Source organism: Citrobacter sp. MNAZ 1397 (genome assembly GCF_023613995.1).
In the GTDB taxonomy this organism is placed as follows: Bacteria; Pseudomonadota; Gammaproteobacteria; order Enterobacterales; family Enterobacteriaceae; genus Phytobacter; species Phytobacter ursingii.
The window spans coordinates 2,504,098-2,523,879 of sequence record NZ_JAKIVH010000001.1 but is presented as its reverse complement, the minus strand read 5'-3'; the positions used below and the strand labels follow the sequence as shown (position 1 = coordinate 2,523,879).

Annotated in this window: 20 protein-coding genes, 5 tRNA genes and 2 other RNA genes; 21 read left to right on the top strand and 6 right to left on the bottom strand. The window is 53.1% G+C overall.

Annotated elements, in window-relative coordinates; genetic code table 11:
• The first annotated feature begins 370 nt into the window (after window positions 1-370).
• From cydA to pnuC, 20 genes are all read left to right on the top strand, one after another.
• The gene (cydA, locus tag L2097_RS11845) at window positions 371-1,939 is read left to right on the top strand and encodes a cytochrome ubiquinol oxidase subunit I (protein ID WP_047371232.1); all 1,569 of its coding nucleotides are present in this window, start codon (window positions 371-373) and stop codon (window positions 1,937-1,939) included.
• 15 nt (window positions 1,940-1,954) lie between these two features.
• Window positions 1,955-3,094 carry a cytochrome d ubiquinol oxidase subunit II gene (gene cydB / locus L2097_RS11840; RefSeq protein ID WP_142519206.1) on the top strand — a complete coding sequence of 380 codons (1,140 nt, stop codon included), beginning with the start codon at window positions 1,955-1,957 and terminating at the stop codon, window positions 3,092-3,094.
• A gap of 14 nt (window positions 3,095-3,108) precedes the next feature.
• Complete coding sequence (cydX, locus tag L2097_RS11835) at window positions 3,109-3,225, top strand: cytochrome bd-I oxidase subunit CydX (protein WP_064572420.1); 117 nt, start codon at window positions 3,109-3,111, stop codon at window positions 3,223-3,225.
• Window positions 3,225-3,518 carry a cyd operon protein YbgE gene (gene ybgE / locus L2097_RS11830; RefSeq protein WP_047371230.1) on the top strand — a complete coding sequence of 98 codons (294 nt, stop codon included), beginning with the start codon at window positions 3,225-3,227 and terminating at the stop codon, window positions 3,516-3,518. Before cydX ends, ybgE begins: the two co-directional genes overlap by 1 nt.
• A 148-nt stretch (window positions 3,519-3,666) precedes the next feature.
• The gene (gene ybgC, locus L2097_RS11825) at window positions 3,667-4,071 is read left to right on the top strand and encodes a tol-pal system-associated acyl-CoA thioesterase (RefSeq protein WP_047371229.1); all 405 of its coding nucleotides are present in this window, start codon (window positions 3,667-3,669) and stop codon (window positions 4,069-4,071) included.
• Window positions 4,068-4,760, top strand: coding sequence for a Tol-Pal system protein TolQ (gene tolQ, locus L2097_RS11820; protein WP_090081892.1), 693 nt, complete (start codon window positions 4,068-4,070; stop codon window positions 4,758-4,760). The genes ybgC and tolQ overlap by 4 nt, the downstream gene beginning before the upstream one ends.
• Window positions 4,761-4,763: 3 nt before the next feature.
• Window positions 4,764-5,201 carry a colicin uptake protein TolR gene (gene tolR / locus L2097_RS11815; RefSeq protein WP_041852068.1) on the top strand — a complete coding sequence of 146 codons (438 nt, stop codon included), beginning with the start codon at window positions 4,764-4,766 and terminating at the stop codon, window positions 5,199-5,201.
• A gap of 38 nt (window positions 5,202-5,239) precedes the next feature.
• Entirely contained in the window at window positions 5,240-6,559 is a 1,320-nt protein-coding gene (gene tolA, locus L2097_RS11810; protein WP_047371228.1) for a cell envelope integrity protein TolA, read from the top strand.
• A gap of 131 nt (window positions 6,560-6,690) precedes the next feature.
• Window positions 6,691-7,989, top strand: coding sequence for a Tol-Pal system beta propeller repeat protein TolB (gene tolB / locus L2097_RS11805; RefSeq protein WP_047371227.1), 1,299 nt, complete (start codon window positions 6,691-6,693; stop codon window positions 7,987-7,989).
• 27 nt (window positions 7,990-8,016) lie between these two features.
• The gene (gene pal, locus L2097_RS11800; protein WP_041852065.1) at window positions 8,017-8,529 is read left to right on the top strand and encodes a peptidoglycan-associated lipoprotein Pal; all 513 of its coding nucleotides are present in this window, start codon (window positions 8,017-8,019) and stop codon (window positions 8,527-8,529) included.
• 9 nt (window positions 8,530-8,538) lie between these two features.
• Window positions 8,539-9,327 carry a cell division protein CpoB gene (cpoB, locus tag L2097_RS11795; RefSeq protein ID WP_047371226.1) on the top strand — a complete coding sequence of 263 codons (789 nt, stop codon included), beginning with the start codon at window positions 8,539-8,541 and terminating at the stop codon, window positions 9,325-9,327.
• Window positions 9,328-9,491: 164 nt separating this feature from the next.
• Window positions 9,492-9,567: transfer RNA gene (locus tag L2097_RS11790), tRNA-Lys, on the top strand.
• Window positions 9,568-9,706: 139 nt separating this feature from the next.
• Window positions 9,707-9,782: transfer RNA gene (locus L2097_RS11785), tRNA-Val, on the top strand.
• A gap of 3 nt (window positions 9,783-9,785) precedes the next feature.
• A tRNA-Lys gene (locus tag L2097_RS11780) sits at window positions 9,786-9,861 on the top strand.
• A gap of 142 nt (window positions 9,862-10,003) precedes the next feature.
• A tRNA-Lys gene (locus tag L2097_RS11775) sits at window positions 10,004-10,079 on the top strand.
• A gap of 27 nt (window positions 10,080-10,106) precedes the next feature.
• A tRNA-Lys gene (locus L2097_RS11770) sits at window positions 10,107-10,182 on the top strand.
• Between the two features lie 30 nt (window positions 10,183-10,212).
• Window positions 10,213-10,340: non-coding RNA, RtT sRNA (locus L2097_RS11765), on the top strand.
• Window positions 10,341-10,435: 95 nt separating this feature from the next.
• Window positions 10,436-10,573, top strand: a non-coding RNA gene (locus L2097_RS11760) — RtT sRNA.
• Between the two features lie 212 nt (window positions 10,574-10,785).
• Window positions 10,786-11,829, top strand: a complete 1,044-nt coding sequence (nadA, locus tag L2097_RS11755; RefSeq protein WP_047371225.1) for a quinolinate synthase NadA — start codon at window positions 10,786-10,788, stop codon at window positions 11,827-11,829.
• Window positions 11,830-11,866: 37 nt separating this feature from the next.
• Window positions 11,867-12,586, top strand: coding sequence for a nicotinamide riboside transporter PnuC (gene pnuC, locus L2097_RS11750; protein ID WP_085007795.1), 720 nt, complete (start codon window positions 11,867-11,869; stop codon window positions 12,584-12,586).
• Here the strand turns inward: pnuC and zitB are convergent.
• Both zitB and L2097_RS11740 read right to left on the bottom strand, forming a co-directional pair.
• Window positions 12,583-13,521 (bottom strand): CDF family zinc transporter ZitB, encoded by a 939-nt coding sequence (gene zitB, locus L2097_RS11745; protein ID WP_085007794.1) that lies wholly within the window; start codon window positions 13,519-13,521, stop codon window positions 12,583-12,585. The genes pnuC and zitB overlap by 4 nt on opposite strands.
• Window positions 13,522-13,639: 118 nt before the next feature.
• Complete coding sequence (locus tag L2097_RS11740; RefSeq protein ID WP_047371222.1) at window positions 13,640-14,020, bottom strand: protein YbgS; 381 nt, start codon at window positions 14,018-14,020, stop codon at window positions 13,640-13,642.
• A gap of 321 nt (window positions 14,021-14,341) precedes the next feature.
• Between L2097_RS11740 and aroG the strand changes: the two genes are divergently transcribed.
• Window positions 14,342-15,394: a 3-deoxy-7-phosphoheptulonate synthase AroG gene (aroG, locus tag L2097_RS11735; RefSeq protein WP_047371221.1), complete on the top strand. Its 1,053-nt coding sequence runs from the start codon at window positions 14,342-14,344 to the stop codon at window positions 15,392-15,394.
• A 185-nt stretch (window positions 15,395-15,579) separates the two neighbouring features.
• On the opposite strand, the gene gpmA is transcribed toward aroG, so the two are convergent.
• The 4 genes from gpmA to galT all read right to left on the bottom strand — a co-directional run bounded on the left by gpmA (window position 15,580) and on the right by galT (window position 19,772).
• Window positions 15,580-16,332 (bottom strand): 2,3-diphosphoglycerate-dependent phosphoglycerate mutase, encoded by a 753-nt coding sequence (gene gpmA / locus L2097_RS11730; protein WP_047371220.1) that lies wholly within the window; start codon window positions 16,330-16,332, stop codon window positions 15,580-15,582.
• Window positions 16,333-16,540: 208 nt separating this feature from the next.
• Complete coding sequence (galM, locus tag L2097_RS11725; protein ID WP_250352876.1) at window positions 16,541-17,581, bottom strand: galactose-1-epimerase; 1,041 nt, start codon at window positions 17,579-17,581, stop codon at window positions 16,541-16,543.
• Window positions 17,575-18,723, bottom strand: a complete 1,149-nt coding sequence (gene galK, locus L2097_RS11720) for a galactokinase (RefSeq protein ID WP_142519200.1) — start codon at window positions 18,721-18,723, stop codon at window positions 17,575-17,577. Before galK ends, galM begins: the two co-directional genes overlap by 7 nt.
• 2 nt (window positions 18,724-18,725) lie before the next feature.
• On the bottom strand, window positions 18,726-19,772 hold the full coding sequence (gene galT / locus L2097_RS11715) for a galactose-1-phosphate uridylyltransferase (RefSeq protein ID WP_047370121.1): 1,047 nt from the start codon (window positions 19,770-19,772) through the stop codon (window positions 18,726-18,728).
• Window positions 19,773-19,782 lie beyond the last annotated feature (10 nt).

The window sequence follows — 19,782 nt, the reverse complement described above, 5'->3', positions numbered from 1 at the left end:
CAAAATTAACAAAAACTAATGAAATTGATTTAAATCAATATTTAAAAACTTGGAAATGACGCTAAAAATAGTTAAATTGTCGCCGATCAAATTGGCTTAAAACTGCTAAATTCAGTATAAATTGATCACTGTCGAAAAACGTAAAACAAACCCAATAAAAACCTTTTTATTGTAAGGGCTTTGCGGAGTAATATATTCGAGAGATCAATTTGGGTTTTTTATTAACGTGGTTGTAACTTTTTTGAATCGGCGTCAACGTTATTGCTGATGGTGATTTAAAAGTGCAACAACTTTGTATTGGGGCATGCGTGTAAACCTTCGCTGACGAGGTTTACTCTCGGAGTCTTCATGCGATGAGCAAGGAGTCATGATGTTAGATATAGTCGAACTGTCACGTTTGCAGTTTGCCTTGACCGCGATGTACCACTTCCTTTTTGTGCCACTGACGCTCGGTATGGCGTTTTTGCTGGCCATCATGGAAACGGTCTACGTCCTCTCCGGCAAACAGATTTATAAAGATATGACCAAGTTCTGGGGCAAGTTGTTTGGTATCAACTTCGCACTGGGCGTGGCCACCGGTTTGACCATGGAGTTCCAGTTCGGGACTAACTGGTCTTACTACTCTCACTACGTTGGGGACATCTTCGGTGCGCCACTGGCCATTGAAGGGTTGATGGCCTTCTTCCTCGAGTCCACTTTTGTAGGTCTGTTTTTCTTCGGTTGGGATCGTCTGGGCAAAGTACAGCATATGGCAGTGACCTGGCTGGTCGCGCTGGGCTCCAACTTGTCCGCGTTGTGGATCCTTGTAGCAAACGGCTGGATGCAAAACCCGGTTGCTGCAGATTTCAACTTCGAAACCATGCGTATGGAAATGGTCAGCTTCGCCGAACTGGTACTGAACCCGGTTGCTCAGGTGAAATTTGTCCATACCGTGGCCTCGGGCTATACCTGCGGTGCTATCTTCATCCTTGGTATCAGCTCTTACTATCTGCTGCGCGGTCGTGATATCGCATTCGCTAAACGCTCCTTCGCTATCGCAGCAAGCTTCGGTATGGCGGCTGTGCTGTCCGTTATCGTACTGGGTGATGAATCCGGCTACGAAATGGGTGACGTGCAGAAAACCAAACTGGCGGCCATCGAAGCAGAGTGGGAAACCCAACCTGCACCGGCTGCATTTACCCTGTTTGGTATTCCGGACCAGGATGCGCAGAAAAACCATATGTCCATCCAGATCCCTTACGCGCTGGGCATCATTGCTACCCGTTCTGTCGACACGCCGGTTATCGGCCTGAAAGACCTGATGGTGCAGCATGAAGAGCGTATCCGTAACGGTATGAAGGCATATCACCTGCTTGAACAACTGCGTTCCGGTTCGAAAGACCCGTCCGTACGCGATGAGTTCAACAGCGTGAAGAAAGACCTGGGTTACGGTTTGTTGCTCAAACGTTATACGCCGAATGTGGCGGATGCGACGGAAGCGCAGATTAAACAGGCAACGCAGGACTCCATTCCCCGTGTAGCGCCGCTGTACTTCGCTTTCCGTATTATGGTGGCGTGTGGCGTGCTGATGTTATTCATCATCGCCGTGTCGTTCTGGACCGTCTGCCGTAATCGCATTGGCGAGAAAAAATGGCTGCTGCGTGCCGCTCTGTATGGCATCCCGCTGCCATGGATTGCTATCGAATCCGGCTGGTTTGTCGCGGAGTACGGTCGTCAACCGTGGGCTATCGGTGAAATGTTGCCGACCGCTGTGGCGAACTCGACGCTGACCGCAGGCGACCTGCTGTTCTCGATGATCCTGATTTGCGGTCTGTATACCCTGTTCCTGGTGGCTGAAATGTTCTTGATGTTCAAGTTCGCACGCCTGGGCCCAAGCAGCCTGAAAACTGGCCGCTATCATTACGAGCAGTCCACTGTGGCTTCTCAGCCGGCACGCTAAGACAGGAGTCGTCAAATGATCGATTATGAAGTATTACGTTTTATCTGGTGGCTGCTGGTTGGCATTCTGCTGATCGGTTTTGCCGTCACCGACGGCTTCGACATGGGGGTGGGCATGCTCACCCGTTTCCTGGGTCGTAGCGATACCGAACGTCGTGTGATGATTAACTCTATCGCGCCACACTGGGACGGTAACCAGGTATGGCTGATCACGGCGGGCGGCGCACTGTTTGCTGCCTGGCCAATGGTCTATGCCGCGGCATTCTCTGGTTTCTATGTGGCGATGATTCTTGTGCTGGCCTCCTTGTTCTTCCGTCCGGTAGGTTTTGACTATCGTTCTAAGATTGAAGAGAGCCGCTGGCGCAATATGTGGGACTGGGGCATTTTCATTGGTAGCTTTGTGCCGCCGCTGGTCATTGGTGTCGCCTTCGGTAACCTGCTGCAGGGCGTGCCGTTCAGCGTGGATGAATATCTGCGTCTGACCTACACCGGGAACTTCTTCCAGCTACTGAACCCGTTTGGTCTGCTGGCCGGTGTGGTAAGCGTGGCGATGATCATCACCCAGGGCGCAACCTATCTGCAAATGCGTACTGTCGGTGAGCTGCATCTGCGTGCGCGTACCACGTCTCAGGTTGCCGCGCTGGTTACCACGATCTGCTTCGTGCTGGCCGGTGTGTGGGTGGTCTACGGTATTGATGGTTACGTAGTGACTTCCGCTATGGACCACCATGCGGCTTCCAACCCGCTGACGAAAGAAGTGGCGCGTCAGGCTGGCGCCTGGTTGGCGAACTTCAATAATATCCCGGCTCTGTGGGCGATTCCTGCGCTTGGCGTGGTGCTGCCGCTGCTGACCGTGCTGACTTCGCGTGCGGAAAAAGGCGCACTGGCGTTCGTGTCTTCTTCACTGACGCTGGCCTGCATCATTTTGACCGCCGGTATTGCGATGTTCCCGTTCATCATGCCGTCGAGCATTATGATGAACGCCAGTCTGACCATGTGGGATGCTACCTCCAGTCAGATGACCCTGAACCTGATGACTTTTGTGGCGCTGGTCTTCGTACCGATCATCCTGATCTACACCGCCTGGTGTTACTGGAAAATGTTCGGTCGTATTACGAAAGAAGACATTGAAAGCAACACCCACTCTCTGTACTAAGTAAGGAGCTGATAATGTGGTATTTCGCATGGATTTTAGGAACGCTTCTTGCCTGTGCTTTTGGAGTGATTACGGCGCTGGCATTTGAACATGTGGAAGCGTTGAAAGCCGGTAAGCAAGAAGAGCATTGATGAACGAGATTATCGCGAAACTTTATGCGGTAATGGATAAGCGCCCGTTAAGGGCGCTTTCCTTAATTATGGCATTAGTGCTGGCAGGGTGTATCTTTTGGGATCCCTCGCGTTTTGCGGCAAAGACCAGCGACCTTGAGGTCTGGCATGGCTTTCTGCTGATGTGGGCCGTTTGCGCTGGTGTCATTCATGGCGTGGGATTCCGTCCCCGCGCGGTTCACTGGCAAGGTATTTTTTGCCCGCTGATCGCAGACCTGGTAATGCTGGCTGGTTTGATTTTCTTCTTCTTTTGAATAAGAAATCTCCGCTTAGGACATGGGCTTGCAAAAGCCCATATATTTTTACTCTCCGTTTACTTCTACCCATTCCAAACCATCTCCCCCGCGCGTATAGTAGCGAAGTTTAAAAGCTCTAACTTTTGTTGCATTACCGGGATGTAAAGTGAATACAACGCTGTTTCGATGGCCGGTTCGTGTCTACTACGAAGATACCGACGCCGGTGGTGTGGTTTACCACGCCAGCTACGTGGCTTTTTATGAACGAGCACGCACTGAGATGCTGCGCCACCATCACTTTAGCCAGCAAGTTTTGCTGGCCGAGCGCGTCGCATTCGTGGTACGCAAACTGACGCTGGAGTATTTTGCGCCCGCCAGACTCGACGATATGCTCGAAGTCCAAACGGAAATTACATCAATGCGCGGGACCTCTCTGGTCTTCACGCAGCGGATCGTCAACGCAGAGAACAAAGTCCTGAACGAAGCTGAGGTACTGATTGTCTGTGTTGATCCACTCTTAATGAAGCCTCGTGCGCTTCCCAAGTCTATTGTCGCGGAGTTTAAGCAGTGACTGACATGAACATCCTTGATTTGTTCCTGAAGGCAAGCCTTCTGGTCAAACTTATCATGTTGATTTTGATTGGTTTTTCAATCGCATCCTGGGCAATCATCATCCAGCGAACGCGCATTCTCAACGCAGCCGGTCGTGAAGCGGAAGCCTTTGAAGACAAGTTCTGGTCTGGCATTGAACTGTCGCGTCTGTACCAGGAAAGCCAGGGGCGCCGTGATAATCTGACGGGGTCGGAACAAATCTTCTACAGCGGGTTCAAAGAGTTCGCGCGTTTACACCGCGCCAATAGCCATGCGCCGGAAGCCATTGTCGAAGGGGCATCCAGGGCGATGCGTATTTCGATGAACCGTGAGCTGGAGAACCTGGAAACGCATATTCCTTTCCTCGGTACTGTCGGTTCCATCAGTCCTTATATCGGTCTGTTTGGTACGGTGTGGGGGATCATGCATGCCTTTATCGCACTGGGTGCGGTGAAGCAGGCGACCTTACAGATGGTTGCGCCGGGTATCGCCGAAGCGTTGATCGCCACCGCAATCGGCCTGTTCGCAGCGATTCCAGCGGTAATGGCCTACAACCGCCTGAACCAGCGTGTGAACAAACTGGAACTGAATTACGACAACTTTATGGAAGAGTTCACGGCTATTCTGCATCGTCAGGCGTTTACCAGCACTGAGAGCAACAAGGGGTAAACCATGGCCAGAACGCGTGGACGGGGCAGCCGTAACAGTCGTGGCCTCAAATCCGAAATCAATATTGTTCCGCTGCTGGACGTGCTGCTGGTGCTGTTGCTGATCTTCATGGCAACCGCACCGATAATCACCCAGAGCGTGGAGGTTGACCTGCCGGATGCGACAGAGTCGAAAACCGTCAGCACCAATGACGATCCTCCGGTCATTATTGAGGTTTCCGGTGTCGGACAGTACAGCGTGGTGGTAGAGAAAGATCGTATGGATCAGCTACCGCCAGAGCAAGTGATTGCAGAAGCGCAACGTCGCCTGCAATCGAATCCGAAAACCGTTTTCTTGATCGGTGGCGCAAAAGAAGTGCCTTACGATGAAATCATTAAAGCGCTAAACCTGTTACACAGCGCGGGTGTTAAATCGGTTGGCTTGATGACGCAGCCTATCTGATCACCGGCTTAACAGGCGGCAGTTTTTGGGAACCGAGAGTGTCAAAGGCAACCGAACAAAACGACAAACTTAAACGAGCGATAATTATTTCGGCGGTGTTGCATGTGATTCTGGTTGCACTGCTGATCTGGAGCTCGTTTGATGAAAATATTGATGCCTCTGCGGGTGGTGGTGGCGGTTCTTCTATTGATGCGGTAATGGTCGATCCCGGTGCCGTTGTCCAGAATTACAACCGTCAGCAGCAGCAACAGGCCAGCGCAAAGCGTGCGCAAGAGCAGCGTGAAAAGCAGGCTCAGCAGCAGGCAGAAGAACTGCGTGAAAAACAGGCTGCCGAGCAGGAACGCTTAAAACAGCTTGAACAGGAACGTTTGCAGGCGCAAGAAGCTGCCCGTGAGCAGGCCGCAGAACAGAAAAAAGCAGAAGACGCCGCGAAGAAAGCGCAGGAAGCGCAAAAACAGGCGGAAGAAGCTGCAGCAAAAGCCGCTGCTGATGCAAAAGCGAAAGCGGATGCACAGGCAAAAGAAGCGGCGGAAGCGGCGAAGAAAGCGGCGGCAGACGCACAGAAAAAAGCGGAAGCAGATGCTGCGAAAGCGGCTGCGGATGCGAAGAAAAAAGCTGAAGCAGAAGCAGCCAAAGCTGCAGCCGATGCTCAGAAGAAAGCCGAAGTAGAAGCTGCGAAAAAAGCCGAAGCAGAAGCCGCGAAGAAAGCTCAGCAGGATGCTGAGAAGAAAGCGGCTGCGGACGCTGCGAAAAAAGCCGCAGCAGAGAAGGCCGCCGCTGAAAAAGCCGCGGCTGCCGAGAAGGCAGCGGCAGAAAAAGCCGCCGCTGAAAAAGCGGCTGCTGCTGAGAAGGCTGCTGCCGATAAGAAAGCCGCTGCTGAGAAGGCTGCCGCAGATAAGAAAGCCGCTGCTGAAAAGGCTGCTGCCGCCAAGAAAGCGGCGGCTGAAAAAGCCGCTGCCGCATCAGGCGTTGACGATCTGCTGGGCGACCTGAGTTCCGGTAAGAATGCGCCGAAAGGTCATTCCAGTGGTACCACAGGTGGTGATTCACCTGCTAAAGGAAGTAAGGCAGGCCAGGGGGGCGCGTCGCAGGCTGATATCAGTGCGTATATGTCGCAAGTACAGGCGGCGATTAAGGGCCATCTGTATGACTGGGACACTTATGCGGGCAAAACCTGTACGTTGCGTGTGAAAATTGCAGAAGACGGTACTTTGCTCTCAGTGGCGCAGGAAGGTGGCGACCCTGCTTTTTGTCAGGCGATGTTAGCCGCGACAAATCGTATGTCGAAGTTCCCTAAACCGCCAACGGCTGAGGTCTATAAGGTCTTTAGAAACGTACCTCTGGACTTTAAACCTTAGTAACGAATTCTTCTGCACAGGCAGGGAAAACAGACTAAGTTTGTCCTGGTGTTTCGGTAGTTTTGTATAATTGAGTTTGTTAACATTCTGCTAAATTATCGCGGGTTTTCCGCCCGGATAAGGGAGATAAGATGAAGCAGGCATTACGTGTAGCGTTTGGTTTTCTGATGCTGTGGGCAGCGGTGCTGCACGCAGAAGTACGTATCGAGATCACCCAGGGGGTGGACTCGGCACGCCCAATCGGTGTCGTGCCCTTCCAGTGGGCAGGCCCTGGCGGTGCGCCAGAAGATATTGGCAATATCGTGGCGTCGGATCTGCGTAACAGCGGTAAATTTAATCCTCTGGATCGTTCTCGTCTGCCTCAGCAGCCAGCGACAGCGCAGGAAGTTCAGCCAGCAGCCTGGTCTGCTCTGGGTATTGATGCCGTCGTTGTGGGGCAGGTCAGCCCGAACCCGGATGGCACCTATAAAGTGGCTTACCAGTTGGTCGACACCGGCGGTGCGCCGGGTACCGTACTGGCACAGAACTCCTTCAACGTCAGCAAACAGTGGCTACGCTATGGCGCGCACACTGCCAGCGACGATGTGTTCCAGAAACTGACCGGCATTAAAGGTGCATTCCGTACCCGTATCGCGTATGTCGTGCAGAGCAATGGCGGCCAGTTCCCGTATGAACTGCGCGTCTCTGACTACGATGGTTACAATACCGCCGTCGTACACCGCTCTTCGCAGCCGCTGATGTCTCCGGCGTGGTCACCGGATGCCTCAAAACTGGCGTACGTAACCTTCGAAAGCGGTCGTTCTGCGCTGGTCATTCAGGATCTGTCCAGTACCGCTATTCGCCAGGTCGCTTCTTTCCCGCGTCACAACGGTGCGCCGGCATTCTCTCCGGATGGTTCTAAGATTGCCTTCGCGCTGTCTAAAACCGGTAGCCTGAACATCTATGTAATGGATCTGGGGTCGGGTCAAATTCGTCAGGTAACCGATGGTCGCAGTAACAACACTGAACCCACCTGGTTCCCGGATAGCCAGAATCTGGCATTTACCTCTGACCAGGCGGGTCGTCCGCAGGTTTATAAAATTAACGTTAACGGCGGTGCTGCACAGCGTATCACCTGGCAGGGTTCACAAAACCAGGATGCTGATGTAAGTGCTGACGGTAAGTTTATGGTAATGGTGAGCTCCGACGGTGGTCAGCAGCACATTGCCAAGCAGGATCTGGTAGCGGGTGGCGTGCAGGTTTTATCGTCAACGTTCCTGGATGAATCGCCGAGTCTGGCACCTAACGGCACGATGGTAATCTACAGCTCTTCTCAGGGGATGGGATCCGTGCTGAATCTGGTTTCTACAGATGGGCGTTTCAAAGCGCGTATTCCGGCGTCTGATGGACAGGTGAAATCCCCTGCCTGGTCGCCGTATCTGTCTAAATAATAATTGGTAATTAAAGGAATTAACGAAATGCAACTGAACAAAGTGCTGAAAGGCCTGATGCTGGTTCTGCCGATCATGGCAATCGCGGCCTGTTCTTCTAAAAAAGCAACCAACGACCAGAATGGCGAAGGTATGCTGGGTGCGGGCACTGGTATGAACGGCAACGGTAACATGTCTTCTGAAGAGCAAGCTCGTCTGCAGATGCAGCAGCTGCAGCAGAACAACATCGTCTACTTCGATCTGGACAAGTATGACATCCGTTCTGATTTCGCTGCGATGCTGGACGCGCACGCTAACTTCCTGCGTAGCAACCCGTCTTACAAAGTCACCGTAGAAGGTCACGCGGACGAACGTGGTACTCCGGAATACAACATCTCCCTGGGCGAACGTCGTGCTAACGCCGTTAAAATGTACCTGCAGGGTAAAGGTGTTACCGCTGACCAGATCTCCATCGTTTCTTACGGTAAAGAAAAACCTGCAGTACTGGGCCATGACGAAGCGGCTTACGCTAAAAACCGTCGTGCCGTACTGGTTTACTAAGAGAATTGCATGAGCAGTAACCTCAGACATCATCTATTGAGTCTGTCGTTACTGGTTGGCATAGCGGCCCCCTGGGCCGCTAATGCTCAAGCGCCAATCAGTAGTGTCGGCTCAGGCTCGGTCGAAGACCGCGTCACTCAACTCGAGCGTATTTCTAATGCTCACAGCCAGCTTTTAACTCAACTCCAGCAACAACTCGCTGATAACCAAGCGGATATTGACACCCTGCGTGGACAAATTCAGGAGAGTCAGTATCAGCTTAATCAGGTTGTTGAACGTCAGCAGCAAATTCAGCAGCAGATCGGTAGTCTGAGCAACGGCGGCGCAGCTGGGCAAACGCAGCAGGCTTCGGGCGATCAGGCCGGGGCAGCAGCGCAGGCGGCGCCTGACGAAGCGGCAGCCTCAGGCGCGCCGGTACAAAGCGGTGATGCCAATACGGATTACAATGCAGCCATTGCCCTGGTGCAGGATAAAGCTCGCCAGGATGACGCGATTGTCGCATTCCAGAACTTTGTTAAGAAATACCCTGATTCAACCTATGTTCCGAATGCTAATTACTGGCTGGGACAGTTGAATTACAACAAGGGTAAGAAGGATGATGCGGCGTTCTATTTTGCCTCCGTGGTGAAAAATTACCCGAAATCACCGAAAGCGCCAGATGCGATGTTTAAAGTCGGCGTGATCATGCAAGATAAAGGTGACACGGCGAAGGCGAAAGCCGTTTATCAGCAGGTGGTCGCGAAGTATCCGGGTACCGAAGGCGCAAAACAGGCGCAGAAACGTCTCGGTTCTATGTGATGAATAGCACATGACCAGAAATCGCTTTTTTTCTGGTCTTGTCGCGTGAATCATAAGCAGTCAGGTGATCTTCCTCGAAATTCTTGTTGCGCTGCGTTCTTAAATCAGTAATATATGCCGCCGTTGCCACGGGATATCAAACAAACTCAAAGCAACGCAAAAGTGGGTCGTTAGCTCAGTTGGTAGAGCAGTTGACTTTTAATCAATTGGTCGCAGGTTCGAATCCTGCACGACCCACCAATCGTTACGGTGGAAAGCGATAGTTAAACGTAAAGGATAACGTTGCGTCAGCAACGGCCCAAAGGGCAAGGCGAAGCCGAGTCATCCTACACGACCCACCAACTAACATCAGTTAGTAAGATGTATCCAGCGTAGTATCGGGTGATTAGCTCAGCTGGGAGAGCACCTCCCTTACAAGGAGGGGGTCGGCGGTTCGATCCCGTCATCACCCACCACTCGGGTCGTTAGCTCAGTTGGTAGAGCAGTTGACTTTTAATCAATTGGTCGCAGGTTCGAATCCTGCACGACCCACCAATTTTAATGTCTTACTCAGATATTAAACGTGAAGGATAACGTTGCTGTAGCAACGGCCCATAGGGCGAGACGACGTCGAGTCATCCTGCACGACCCACCAATTTTTATTGGTTCCGAGTAAAAATTTCAGGCGTACCCAAACGGGTCGTTAGCTCAGTTGGTAGAGCAGTTGACTTTTAATCAATTGGTCGCAGGTTCGAATCCTGCACGACCCACCAGCCTGAAAAAATAGTACATCCCGTAAAGGGTCGTTAGCTCAGTTGGTAGAGCAGTTGACTTTTAATCAATTGGTCGCAGGTTCGAATCCTGCACGACCCACCAATGTAAAAAGGCGCCCTAAAGGCGCCTTTTTGCTATCTGCGAATGCATAAGATTCGAACCTGCAGCAGGTTCGAGTCAAGCGAAGCGAGACAGCGGAGCCGCTTGCGGCGACGACCCGAAGGGTGAGGCGAAGCCGAGTCATCCTGCACGACCCACCAATGTAAAAAGGCGCCCTAAAGGCGCCTTTTTGCTATCTGCGAATGCATAAGATTCGACAAAATTGTCGGGAACAATTTTGAACAACGCGACAGCGTTGGCCCTAAGGGTGAGTCTCAGGACGAGACGAATATACCTGCAGCAGGTTCGAGTCAAGCGAAGCGAGACAACGGAGCCGCTCGCGGCGACGACCCGAAGGGTGAGGCGAAGCCGAGTCATCCTGCACGACCCACCAATGTAAAAATGGCGCTGGCGGCGCCTTTTTGCTATCTGCAATGCGTCCACTTCCTCTCTTCCCTTGCACTATGTCACTCGTTCGTTCATTTTCTGTGACTTTTGCCCCTCAATCCGCTATCTTGTTTAGTATATAAAACACATTCGCCTTACCTTTGCCGCGCTGTCGAAAAAGAAAGGCATTTTGTTAAGCCAGTAAAACGAGTAAGCATGATGAGCGTAATGTTCGATCCGGAAGCCGCAATCTATCCTTTTCCGCCGAAGCCTCTTCCTCTAAGCCGTGATGAAAAAGAGTTCTATCGGGAAAAAATCAAACGCCTGTTAAAAGAGCGTGACGCCGTAATGGTTGCGCATTACTACACTGACCCGGAAATTCAGCAACTGGCGGAAGAGACGGGCGGATGTATTTCTGACTCGCTTGAGATGGCGCGCTTTGGCGCCAAACATCCGGCCTCAACGTTACTGGTCGCTGGCGTACGCTTTATGGGAGAAACCGCCAAAATCCTCAGCCCCGAAAAAACCATCCTTATGCCGACACTCAATGCCGAATGTTCGCTGGATTTGGGGTGCCCCATCGAGGCGTTCAGCGCTTTTTGCGATGCGCATCCGGACCGAACCGTGGTGGTGTATGCCAACACCTCGGCGGCAGTCAAAGCCCGTGCTGACTGGGTCGTTACCTCCAGTATTGCTGTTGAGTTGATAGAACATCTGGATAGCCTCGGCGAGAAAATTATCTGGGCACCTGACCGCCATCTCGGTAGTTACGTACAGAAACAAACCGGAGCAGACGTGCTGTGCTGGCAGGGAGCCTGCATCGTACATGACGAATTTAAAACCCAGGCGCTGATTCGCATGAAGGCGCTTTATCCGGAGGCCGCCATCCTGGTACATCCGGAATCACCGCACTCCGTGGTTAAACTGGCCGATGCAGTGGGTTCCACCAGCCAGTTGATCAATGCCGCAAAAACGCTTCCGCATAAGCAACTTATTGTCGCCACCGACCGAGGTATCTTTTATAAAATGCAGCAGGCGGTGCCGGAAAAAGAGTTACTCGAGGCGCCGACTGCCGGTGAGGGGGCAACCTGCCGTAGCTGTGCTCATTGCCCATGGATGGCAATGAATGGCCTGAAAGCCATTGCAGAAGGTCTGGAGAACGGTGGGGAAGCGCACGAAATCCATGTCGATGCTGCACTGCGTGAAGGGGCATTGCTGCCATTGAACCGTATGTTGGATTTTGCGGCTACACTACGTCCTTAATGAGGAAAAATGCGTAAGAATACGCTCTGGGGAAAAGATGGATTTTTTTAGTACGCAGAATATCTTGGTACATATCCCGATCGGCGCCGGAGGCTACGATCTTTCATGGATTGAAGCAGTAGGCACAGTGGCGGGCCTGTTATGCATCTGGCTCGCCAGCCTGGAAAAAATCAGCAATTACGCATTTGGCTTAATCAACGTCACGCTGTTTGCCATTATCTTCTTCCAGATTCAGCTCTATGCCAGCCTGTTGCTCCAGCTGTTTTTCTTTGCCGCCAATATCTACGGCTGGTATGCCTGGTCACGGCAAACGACTTCCAACGAGGCCGTTCTGCAAATCCGCTGGTTGCCTTTGCCGAAAGCCTTAGCCTGGCTGGTGCTGTGTGCACTGGCGATTGGTTTTATGACCTTCTTTATCAATCCTGTATTTGCCGTGCTCACCCGTGTGGCGGTCTCAATGATGCAAACGTTGGGGCTGAATGTGGCTATGCCTGAATTGCAGCCGGACGCCTTCCCGTTTTGGGACTCGTGCATGATGGTCCTTTCCATTGTTGCCATGATTTTGATGACACGGAAATATGTTGAAAACTGGCTGCTGTGGGTCATTATCAATGTCATCAGCGTGGTGATTTTCGCCCTGCAAGGTGTCTGGGCCATGTCGCTGGAATATATGATTCTGACCTTCATCGCACTCAACGGTAGCCGGATGTGGATAAATAGCGCCCGTGAACGCGGCTCTCACGCGTTCTCGAACTAATGATGGTGTGAATGGTTATGGTCTGGCTGCGTCTCGCTGAGATGGCAGTCAGGCCCACTACAGGGCTGATACTCCATCTGAATCGTCACATGTTCAATCTGGTAATGATGTACCAGGAAATGTTCAATCTGGCGCAGTAGCCCGTCGTGATCGTGCGGTGGAATCACCTGGACATGTAACGTCATCAGTGTTTTCTCTCCCACCAGCCAGACATGGACATGATGGACATCGCGCACTTCGGTAATCGCCCGACGCAGATGCCGTTTTAACGCATTGATATCCATCGATACGGGCGCACCTTCGAGCAATTCATTGACGCTCTCACGCAATAATGCCCATGCGCTGCGTAATACCAGCACCGAGACCAGGATGGAGAGTATCGGGTCGGCAGGCGTCCAGCCGGTGAACATAATGATCAGTGCAGCAACAATGGCGCCAACGGAGCCCAGCAGATCGCCAAGGACATGCAAAGCCGCCGCCCGGACATTCAGGTTCCGTTCTTCATTACCCCGATGCAGCAACCAGAATGCCAGTATATTCGCCAGCAACCCCATGACGGCAATCACCATCATTGTCATACCCGCCACGGGTTGTGGATGATAAAAGCGCTGGATTGCTTCCCAGACGATAAAAAATGTAATCAGCACCAGCGCAATGGCGTTAATAAAGGCGGCGAGGGTGGTCAGACGAAGCCAGCCAAAGGTGCGTCGTGGCCCGGAAGGGCGGTGGGCGAAATGGACGGCCAGCAAGGCAAAAAAGAGCGCGGCGGCATCCGTTAGCATATGCCCGGCATCGGCCAGTAACGCCAGTGAGCCGGAAATCAGCCCCCCAACCACCTCGACCAGCATGAACAACGCTGTGACGCTAAAAGCCAGAAGCAGGCGTCGCGCATTGGCGTCAGCAGGGAGATGAGAGTGAGAATGTGAATGCGCCATAATGAGCCGTCCCGTGTAATTGGCGTTAGCAGCGTCCTACATCATTGCAGATCTTTTGCTGTTCAGCAGAAAAAAATGAGGAGAGCCAAAGCTCTCCCCGTTTTAACCCAGGCTATTTTTACTGCGTAGTGCCGTCGGTTTTAGTATTCGCATCATTGTTAATACCGTTACCGGTCTGAACTTTCTTGTTGATATCCGGGCATTTACCGTCTTTACACTGAGAGTTTTTATGGATCTCATCCTTTGTCATGTGCTTAGTACCGGTGTGGGAGTTCATGTGTTTCTCAGTGTTAAGTTTCATACCTGATGAAGCGGAACCATTCGTTGTGGTATTGGGTTCAAGATTCGCTTTCGCATCCGGCGCCGTCTGTCCCGCACTGGCGGCAGCGTTGGCCTGGCCATTATTGGATTGAGAAGGGGAATCATCAGCGAATGCCGCACCGCTTGCCAGGGTCAGAGTTGTCGTCAAGAAAAGTGTCGCTAATTTATTCATTTTCATCATGATGCTCCTGTTCTGGTCATTATTTACCGATGCGTATCATCGGCCTGACATGCGCGAACGAACTATCACGCTCAGTAGTGAAACATGTTATGCATTACCGACTATGGCAGCACATAATATTGAAAAATAAAACAAACTAAGTATTTACACTTAAAAAGTGTAGCGCTGTTATCGCTATTCGCTACTTTCTGGCGGTTTTTAAAGGCATTCCAGGATTTTTCTGCCCGCAGTGTAAATTCGCGTTTACACTACCTGACTGACAAGTTAGATTGGAGAGATTGCATTCATTAAAATAAGTATGGCTACGCTGGAACGATCATGAATTATCAGAACGACGATTTACGCATTAAAGAGATCAACGAGTTATTACCCCCTGTCGCACTCCTTGAGAAGTTTCCTGCTACCGAAACTGCGGCCAAAACTGTCTCCCATGCCCGCAAAGCGATTCATAAAATTTTGAAAGGCAATGACGATCGCCTGCTGGTAGTGATTGGCCCGTGCTCTATTCACGATCCGGCTGCGGCTAAAGAGTATGCCGCACGTCTGTTGACGCTGCGTGAAGAACTTCAGGGTGAGCTGGAAATCGTGATGCGCGTTTACTTTGAAAAACCGCGTACCACCGTGGGCTGGAAAGGGCTCATCAATGATCCGCACATGGATAATAGCTTCCAGATCAACGACGGTCTGCGCATTGCGCGCAAGTTATTGCTGGATATCAATGACAGTGGATTACCGGCTGCGGGTGAGTTTCTCGATATGATCACCCCGCAGTACGTTGCTGACCTGATGAGCTGGGGCGCTATTGGCGCGCGGACGACGGAATCGCAGGTTCACCGTGAGCTGGCCTCTGGTCTTTCTTGCCCGGTTGGCTTCAAAAACGGTACTGACGGCACCATCAAGGTGGCTATTGACGCCATCAATGCAGCGGGTGCGCCACACTGCTTCCTGTCTGTGACCAAATGGGGCCACTCTGCGATTGTTAACACCAGCGGGAATGGCGACTGCCATATCATTTTGCGCGGTGGTAAAGAGCCGAACTACAGTGCTAAACATGTCGCCGAAGTGAAAGTTGGTCTGGAGAAAGCAGGCCTGCCCGCGCAGGTGATGATCGATTTCAGCCATGCGAACTCCAGTAAGCAATTTAAAAAGCAGATGGACGTAGGTGCTGATGTCTGCGCGCAAATTGCCGGCGGTGAAAAAGCGATTATCGGCGTGATGATCGAAAGCCATCTGGTGGAAGGCAATCAGAGTCTGGAAGGCAGCGAACCGCTGGTCTATGGCAAGAGTGTAACCGATGCCTGCATCGGCTGGGATGACACCGATACGATCCTCCGTCAGCTGGCGGCAGCGGTAAAAGCGCGTCGCCAGTAAATACGCTTCATCCCTTGGCCTGTCTCTTTGTTGGCTGCACTGGGAAAACCCGGTCACCGAGTTATCGATGCTCTCGGGGATTCCTTCCTTTGCCGCCTCGACACAGTCGTAAATGATGTTGTGTCGTGCCCCTGCAAATAAAAAAGCGTGGATTGCTCCACGCTTTTTTTGATGCCTCGCGAAAACTACTTCGCTTTACCCTGGTTGGCAACGGCAGCCGCTTTCGCCGCGATCTCATCGGCATTACCCAGGTAGTAGTGTTTGACAGGTTTGAAGTTTTCGTCGAACTCATACACCAGCGGCACGCCGGTCGGGATATTCAGTTCAAGAATTTCGTCTTCGCCCATATTATCCAGGTATTTCACCAGCGCGCGCAGGGAGTTGCCGTGAGCCGCGATGATTACGCGCTCACCGCTTTTCAGGCGCGGCAGAATGGTTTCGTTCCAGTAAGGCACTACGCGTTCGATAGTCAGCGCCAGGCTTTCGGTGGTCGGCAGCTCTTTCTCGGTCAGTTTCGCATAACGCGGATCGTGGCCCGGGAAACGCTCGTCATCTTTCGTCAGTTCCGGCGGAGTAACAGCAAAGCCGCGACGCCACTGTTTAACCTGCTCGTCACCGTATTTTTCAGCGGTTTCCGCTTTGTTCAGACCCTGCAGCGCACCGTAATGACGCTCGTTCAGTTTCCAGGATTTCTCAACCGGCAGCCAGGCCTGATCCAGTTCGTCCAGCACATTCCACAGGGTGTGGATGGCACGTTTCAGCACCGAGGTGTATGCAAAGTCGAAGGTGAAGCCTTCATCCTTCAGCAGCTTACCTGCGGCTTTTGCTTCGCTAACGCCTTTCTCGGACAGATCAACGTCATACCAACCGGTGAAGCGGTTTTCATTGTTCCACTGACTTTCGCCGTGACGAACCAGAACCAGTTTAGTAACAGCCATACACTTACTCCTTCATAAGCCTGATTGAATGATAACAATTCTCATTATATTGCCCTGTAATGACCAGCAGCAACGATTACCCTTAACCATAGCGAAAATAGTGGCCCAGTGTAAGGTGCTTGTGAATTAGTGGTTACCATTTTGTCGATGAATGGCCGATATTTCAGCGAAATGGGCAAAAAAAACCCTCCGGATGGAGGGTTGGTTATCAGGCGGGAATAAAGTGATATTCCGTCAGGCTGACATACTCATCGCCGGGTCGCAGAATACAGCTGCCGTGAGGATAGTCCGGACGGTTCGGGCTGTCGGGTAAAAATTCACTTTCCAGTGCCAGACCCTGCCACGCACTGTAGGCCGTATTGCCGCGAGCGGGTGTCCCTTCAAGGAAATTCCCGGAGTAAAATTGTAGCGCCGGGGCAGACGTATAGACGGACATTTGCAGCTTATTGTCCGCCGACCAGACATGGGCCGCAGGCTGGCTGGCATCACCTTTAGCCTGCAGCAAAAACGCATGGTCGTAACCTTTCACCACCCGCTGATCGTCATCACTCAGGAAATCCTGAGCCAGCGTTTTCGGCTGACGGAAATCAAAGCTGGTCTGCGCCACATTTTTCAGGTCGCCCGTCGGGATACCCATGCTGTCGACCGGCAGATAGGCATCCGCCAGCAGTTGCAGCCTGTGGCTACGCACGTCGCTCTGTTCGCCGTTGAGGTTGAAGTAGGCGTGATTGGTCAGGTTAACCGGACAAGGCTTATCGGTCGTCGCACGATACTCGATAGCCAGGCGGTTATCTTCACCAAGGCGATAAAGCACGCTGGCGCTCACTTTACCAGGAAAACCCTGGTCGCCATCAGGCGAGGTTAATGAGAGCAGCGCTTCGCTGTCATTTTGTCGCTCAATTAGCCAGCGGCGCTTATCAAACCCTTCCGGGCCGCCGTGCAGCTGGTTTTCGCCCTGACTTGGCACGAGCGCCCAGGTTTCCCCGTCGAGGACAAACTGGCTTTTAGCGATCCGATTCGCATAGCGCCCAACGGATGCGCCCAGAAACGCGTTCTGGTGAATATAGTGTTCGGGGGTAGCGCAACCGAGTAGCGCTTCACGCACCGAGCCATCGGAAAGTGGCACCCGTGCCGACAGCAACGTAGCGCCCCAGTCCATGACGGTGACCACCATCCCTGCGCTGTTGCGCAGGGTAATCAGACGGAAGGGCAGTCCATCTGGCGCTGCCCCGGAAGATTCATTTAGCACTGTCCCGCTCCCTGTGAAGGTTTGCACACGTAAAATGTCTCTTTAATACCGGTTTTGGCTTCGTACTGCGCCGCAACGGCCTCTTTCACCGCTGGCACCAGTGCTTCCGGCACCAGCGCGACCACGCAGCCGCCGAAACCGCCGCCGGTCATGCGCACCCCGCCTTTGTCGCCGATGGTGGTCTTCACAATCTCCACCAGGGTGTCGATTTGCGGCACGGTGATTTCGAAATCGTCACGCATGGAGGCATGCGATTCCGCCATCAGGACGCCCATTCGCTGCAGGTCGCCTTTTTCCAGTGCGTCGGCGGCCTCCACGGTACGCGCATTTTCAGTCAGCACATGGCGGACGCGCCGGGCAACCACCGGATCCAGTTCGTGCGCGACGGCATTGAACTGATCGATATTCACGTCACGCAGCGCTTTTTGCTGGAAGAAACGCGCCCCGGTTTCACACTGTTCGCGGCGGGTGTTGTACTCGCTGCCCACCAGGGTGCGTTTAAAGTTACTGTTGATAATGACGATGGCGACGCCCTCCGGCATGGAGACCGCTTTGCTGCCCAGTGAGCGACAGTCGATCAGCAGTGCGCTGCCTTTTTTACCCAGCGCCGAGATGAGCTGGTCCATGATGCCGCAGTTACAGCCGACAAACTGGTTTTCCGCTTCCTGGCCGTTGAGGGCGATTTGCGTGCCGTCGAGCGGCAGATGGTACAGCTGCTGGAAAACGGTACCGACCGCCACTTCCAGCGAGGCGGAAGAGCTCAGGCCTGCACCCTGTGGCACGTTGCCGCTGATCACCAGATCCGCACCGCCAAACGTGTTGTCACGTTTTTGCAGATGTTTCACCACGCCACGCACATAGTTTGACCACTGTTGCGAAGGGTGGGTCACGATGGGGGCGTCCAGCGAGAATTCATCCTGCTGGCCGTCGTAGTCGGCGGCGATAACGCGCACGGTACGATCTGTCCGCGTGGCGCAGCTGATGACGGTCTGGTAATCAATGGCGCAGGGCAGCACAAACCCGTCGTTATAATCGGTATGTTCGCCGATCAGGTTTACGCGCCCCGGGGCCTGAAGGGTATGGGTGGCAGGGTAGCCAAATTTTTCAGCAAACAGGGACTGTGTTTTTTCTTTCAGACTCATGGTTAAACTCCGGATTCGCGGAAATGAACAGCGCTGACCGCGCGCAGACGTTCAGCCGCCTGTTCTGCCGTCAGGTCACGCTGCGTCTCGGCCAGCATTTCATAACCGACCATAAACTTACGTACCGTGGCGGAGCGTAATAACGGCGGGTAAAAATGCGCATGCAACTGCCAGTGGCTGTGATCCTGTTGTGTGAAGGGCGCCCCGTGCCAGCCCATCGAGTAGGGGAAGGAGCACTGAAACAGGTTATCGTAACGGCTGGTCAGCTGCTTGAGGGCCAGCGCCAGGTCGCTGCGCTGTGCGTCGGTTAATTCGGTGATCCGCCGGACAGGCGCTTTGGGTAACAGCAGCGTTTCAAACGGCCAGGCCGCCCAGTAGGGCACCACGGCCAGCCAGTGTTCGGTTTCAACGACGGTACGGCTGCCGTCCCTGCGCTCACGTTCGGCGTAATCCACCAGCATGGGTGAGCCGTACTGGCGGAAATAGTCACTCTGCAGGCGGTCTTCACGTTCGGCTTCATTGGGCAGGAAACTGTTGGCCCACACCTGGCCATGCGGGTGCGGGTTCGAGCAGCCCATTGCCGCGCCTTTATTCTCAAAGACCTGAACCCACGGGTACGTCCGGCCCAGATCGGCGGTCTGCTCCTGCCAGGTTTTCACCACTTCTTCCAGCGCGCTCAGGCTCAGTTCCGGCAGGGTTTTGCTGTGATCCGGCGAAAAGCAGATAACGCGGCTGGTGCCGCGCGCGCTCTGGCTACGCATCAGCGGATCGCTGCTTTCCGGCGCGTCCGGCGTGTCGGTCATCAGTGCCGCAAAGTCATTGGTAAAGACATACGTACCGGGATAATCGGGGTTTTTATCGCCGGTGACACGGGTGTTGCCCGGACATAAAAAACAGTCGGGATCGTGGGACGGCAGGGTCTGTTTCGCCGGGGTTTCCTGGGCGCCCTGCCAGGGGCGTTTGGCCCGGTGCGGCGATACCAGAATCCATTGCCCTGTCAGCGGGTTATAACGGCGATGCGGATGATCGACCGGGTTAAATTGCGTCATGACCCTTCCT

Coding starts and splice junctions, on each gene's coding strand:
- cydA (WP_047371232.1), top strand. CDS start 371: ATGTTAGATATAGTCGAACTGTCACGTTTGCAGTTTGCCTTGACCGCG.
- cydB (WP_142519206.1), top strand. CDS start 1,955: ATGATCGATTATGAAGTATTACGTTTTATCTGGTGGCTGCTGGTTGGC.
- cydX (WP_064572420.1), top strand. CDS start 3,109: ATGTGGTATTTCGCATGGATTTTAGGAACGCTTCTTGCCTGTGCTTTT.
- ybgE (WP_047371230.1), top strand. CDS start 3,225: ATGAACGAGATTATCGCGAAACTTTATGCGGTAATGGATAAGCGCCCG.
- tolR (WP_041852068.1), top strand. CDS start 4,764: ATGGCCAGAACGCGTGGACGGGGCAGCCGTAACAGTCGTGGCCTCAAA.
- tolB (WP_047371227.1), top strand. CDS start 6,691: ATGAAGCAGGCATTACGTGTAGCGTTTGGTTTTCTGATGCTGTGGGCA.
- pal (WP_041852065.1), top strand. CDS start 8,017: ATGCAACTGAACAAAGTGCTGAAAGGCCTGATGCTGGTTCTGCCGATC.
- cpoB (WP_047371226.1), top strand. CDS start 8,539: ATGAGCAGTAACCTCAGACATCATCTATTGAGTCTGTCGTTACTGGTT.
- nadA (WP_047371225.1), top strand. CDS start 10,786: ATGAGCGTAATGTTCGATCCGGAAGCCGCAATCTATCCTTTTCCGCCG.
- pnuC (WP_085007795.1), top strand. CDS start 11,867: ATGGATTTTTTTAGTACGCAGAATATCTTGGTACATATCCCGATCGGC.
- zitB (WP_085007794.1), bottom strand. CDS start 13,521: ATGGCGCATTCACATTCTCACTCTCATCTCCCTGCTGACGCCAATGCG.
- L2097_RS11740 (WP_047371222.1), bottom strand. CDS start 14,020: ATGAAAATGAATAAATTAGCGACACTTTTCTTGACGACAACTCTGACC.
- aroG (WP_047371221.1), top strand. CDS start 14,342: ATGAATTATCAGAACGACGATTTACGCATTAAAGAGATCAACGAGTTA.
- gpmA (WP_047371220.1), bottom strand. CDS start 16,332: ATGGCTGTTACTAAACTGGTTCTGGTTCGTCACGGCGAAAGTCAGTGG.
- galK (WP_142519200.1), bottom strand. CDS start 18,723: ATGAGTCTGAAAGAAAAAACACAGTCCCTGTTTGCTGAAAAATTTGGC.
- galT (WP_047370121.1), bottom strand. CDS start 19,772: ATGACGCAATTTAACCCGGTCGATCATCCGCATCGCCGTTATAACCCG.